Here is a 2,940-nt window from a genome sequence, read left to right as displayed (position 1 = left end):
GCGTCGCGCGAGGCGGCGGAGGGCGGGGCGGCGCCTCGCGGGCCTGCTCGGCCTGACGGGCGCGGGCGGCGGCCTCCTGCTGCGCGCGGGCGCGGGCGGCGGCCGCATCGGCCAACTGCTTCAGCCCGGCCTCGGCCTCGGAGAGCGTCTGGGCGAGCTGCGCGGTGCCTTCCTGGTGCACGCGCAGCGCGGACTGGACCTCCAGCCCCGCCTGTCGCCGGCTGTCGAGGGCGCTCTCGCGGGCCTCCAGCGCGCGCTCGCGCTCGGCCTCCACGGACAGCGCGGGCACGCTGGAGGCTTGCAGCCACGTGCTCCATTCCTGGAGCTGGGGCGCGGCACCGGGCTCCGCCTGGGCGCGAGCCAGCGCCGCGCGCACCTGGGTCAACCGCGCGGTGAGCGCGGCGGCGTCCTGCTGCGCGCGGGCGAACTGCTCCGCCAGACGCGACTCCAAGCCGGACATGTCGGCCTCGGCGCGCGTGAGTTCAGCCTCGCGCGATGCGGGAGGCATACGGGCTGCGGGAGACGACGGACTCATCGGTGGAGACTCCAGAGGGGCGCCACTCTAGCCTCCCCCGGCCGGGCTCACGAGCCCCAGGTACCAACGCCCTGGGGCGTCACGGCCCCACCGGCCTACTCCGGGCGGGCAGGCAGGCTCAGTCCGTCCCCTTGATGCAGGCCAGGGGCTTGAGCCGGTGGGCCACCCGCGCGAGGCCCGCCTGCTCCACCGTCTCCAGCACGTCGTCGAGGTTCTTGTAGCAGGGCCCCGACTCATCCAGGGGGGTGGTCCGGGTGTTGAGCAGGATGCCCGCCTCGGCCATGCGGCGGTCCGTCTCCGCCTGCTGCAGCTCCCGTCGCGCGGCGGCGCGGGACAGCCGGCGCCCCGCCCCATGGTTCACGGAGTAGATGGACTTCTGCGCGCCCGGCTCGGCGAAGAGGATGGCGCTGCCGGTCTCCATGGAGCCGGGGATGAGGATGGGGTGGCCGGTGGCCGCCCACGGGGTGCCCTTGAGCGCGGGGTGCCCGCCGGGGAAGGCGCGGGTGGCGCCCTTTCGGGCCACGAACTTGCCGGCCTCCCGCTGGATGAGGTTGTGGCTGATTTCGTAATAGATGCTGGCCGTGCCGCCGAAGACATCCTCCAGCGCGTCGCACACGGCCTCTCCGATGATGAGCCGATTGGCCACGGCGAAGTTGGCCGCCATGTTGTGCAGGTTCCAGTAGTCGCGGCCCAGCGGACTGTCCGCGTCCAGCCAGATGAAGTCCTCGCTGCGCTGCTTCAGGCCCAGGTGCTGCGCGCCCGCCACGAAGAAGTGCTTGGCGATGTTCCACCCGAAGCCTCGGCTGCCCGTGTGCAGCATCACCCAGACGTGGCCGGTCTCGTCGACCTGCATCTCCATGAAGTGGTTGCCGCCGCCCAGGCTGCCCAGCTGCCCGCGCTTGTCCCGGGCGCGGTCGGGGATGTCCACGCGATCGTCCTCGACGGGGACGAAGTCGCGCTCGGTGACGGAGGAGCCGCGGCCCAGGGCCTTGGCGCCATGGCGCACCACGTCCGCGAAGGTGCCGTCCGAGACGCGCCGCTGCTTCTGCACCCGGCTGGAGCCCACGCCCACCGCGATGCGCGAGGTGACGTCGTTGATCCACTGGCGGCGCTTGGAGGGATCCGCCACGTCCTCCAGCGTGAGCGAGGTGCGCAGCTGCACCATGCCGCAGCCGATGTCATAGCCGGCGGCGGTGGGCAGCAGGACGCCGTCCGTCTCCACCACCGTGCCAATGGGCACGCCGTAGCCCACGTGGCAGTCCGGTGTCACCGCGACGCGCGTGACGCCCGGGAACGAGGCCGCGTTCACCACCTGGGCGAAGACCGTGTCCTCCAGCCCCGGTGACTCGGGCCCCTCACCCCACAGCAGCTTGTCCGAGAGGAAGAGGTCCGCGTGGACCCGCATCGTCTTGGTGCGAGGCAGGACGTAGTGGCCCTCGCTGACCTTCTCCAGAATCTGCTTCCAGCTCATGGCGCACCTTGCCCACCCAGGGTTGAACAGCCGCGAGCGACGCGAACATCCGCCGGGTCTGACGGCCTCTCGCTGCCTGATCGCGGCGGAGACCTGCGGCCTCCTGTCGCAGGGCTTAGGCGGAGACCTGCGGCCTCCTGCCTTGTGACAGATGCGGGACGCTGCGCCCAGCCCCTGGGACAGGGGGATGTCCGAGCGCCAATGCGAGGGCGTGCGATGGGCGGCAGTCGAGCGGGGCCACACTTGCCGCATCCGGTGCGCATTCCCAATTCTCCCACCAGCATCCAGGGGGTGGGCGATGGGATTCCTGAGCGGGGCATTCCTGGCGGTGGCGCTGCACGCGGGTCCGTTGGAGCCGGCGGCCGGGCCGGTGTTCAACCCGTCTGTCTGCGCGAAGAAGCGCGTGGATGCGTGTGGGTGCCACCACGTCTACGGCGTGCGGCACTGCCATCCGAACCGCAAGAGCAGTCACTGCGAGGCCCAGGTGAACGCCACCGAGCCGCGCAAGCCCGCCTTCGATCCGAAGAAGTCCGTGCCGATGTAGTGATGCGCGGTGACCGGGGCTCGAGCCCTGCGTCGCTCGCGCGCGTGAGCCCCACTTTCCGCGCGCGAGCGGGGGCGACCCCCCCAGCTTCAGTGAAGGGCGTCCACCGCCTCGTCGGTCGCCACCTCGGGAAGCCGCTCCGCGCGGCTGACATCCAGCGGAGTCTCAGAGCGGATGATGACCCAGCGAGCCTGGGGCGATACGCGCAGCGCGACCACGTTGGGCGTCAGCCGCCGCAGCTCCGGCTGGAACGTCATGACCGGGCCCGCGCCCTGCGAACCCCCGGGCGCGCGCGGTGCCGGCGTGGCGGCATGCGCGGCCGGCGAGCGACCCTGCGCGGGCACGAGCACGGGCGGCGCACCCGCGGCGCGCTGCGCCTCGCGACGGGGT

2 protein-coding genes and 2 pseudogenes are annotated in these 2,940 nt (G+C 72.4%); 1 reads left to right on the top strand and 3 read right to left on the bottom strand.

The window, feature by feature from the left end; all coding sequences use genetic code 11:
• Both KRR26_RS36300 and KRR26_RS36295 read right to left on the bottom strand, forming a co-directional pair.
• A pseudogene (locus KRR26_RS36300) lies at positions 1–460 on the bottom strand (TIGR02266 family protein); the annotation flags it as partial.
• A gap of 193 nt (positions 461–653) precedes the next feature.
• The gene (locus KRR26_RS36295) at positions 654–2,006 is read right to left on the bottom strand and encodes an RtcB family protein (protein ID WP_120206644.1); all 1,353 of its coding nucleotides are present in this window, start codon (positions 2,004–2,006) and stop codon (positions 654–656) included.
• Positions 2,007–2,304: 298 nt separating this feature from the next.
• Between KRR26_RS36295 and KRR26_RS36290 the strand changes: the two genes are divergently transcribed.
• The gene (locus KRR26_RS36290; RefSeq protein ID WP_120206645.1) at positions 2,305–2,550 is read left to right on the top strand and encodes a hypothetical protein; all 246 of its coding nucleotides are present in this window, start codon (positions 2,305–2,307) and stop codon (positions 2,548–2,550) included.
• Positions 2,551–2,639: 89 nt separating this feature from the next.
• Here the strand turns inward: KRR26_RS36290 and KRR26_RS36285 are convergent.
• A pseudogene (locus KRR26_RS36285) lies at positions 2,640–2,940 on the bottom strand (hypothetical protein); the annotation flags it as partial.

It is taken from the genome of Citreicoccus inhibens, assembly GCF_019039035.1.
In the GTDB taxonomy this organism is placed as follows: Bacteria; Myxococcota; Myxococcia; order Myxococcales; family Myxococcaceae; genus Citreicoccus; species Citreicoccus inhibens.
This window is presented reverse-complemented; position numbering and strand designations above follow the sequence as displayed.

Excerpts from the sequence above, each read along its gene's own strand:
- KRR26_RS36295 (WP_120206644.1), bottom strand. The coding sequence starts at position 2,006 with ATGAGCTGGAAGCAGATTCTGGAGAAGGTCAGCGAGGGCCACTACGTC.
- KRR26_RS36290 (WP_120206645.1), top strand. The coding sequence starts at position 2,305 with ATGGGATTCCTGAGCGGGGCATTCCTGGCGGTGGCGCTGCACGCGGGT.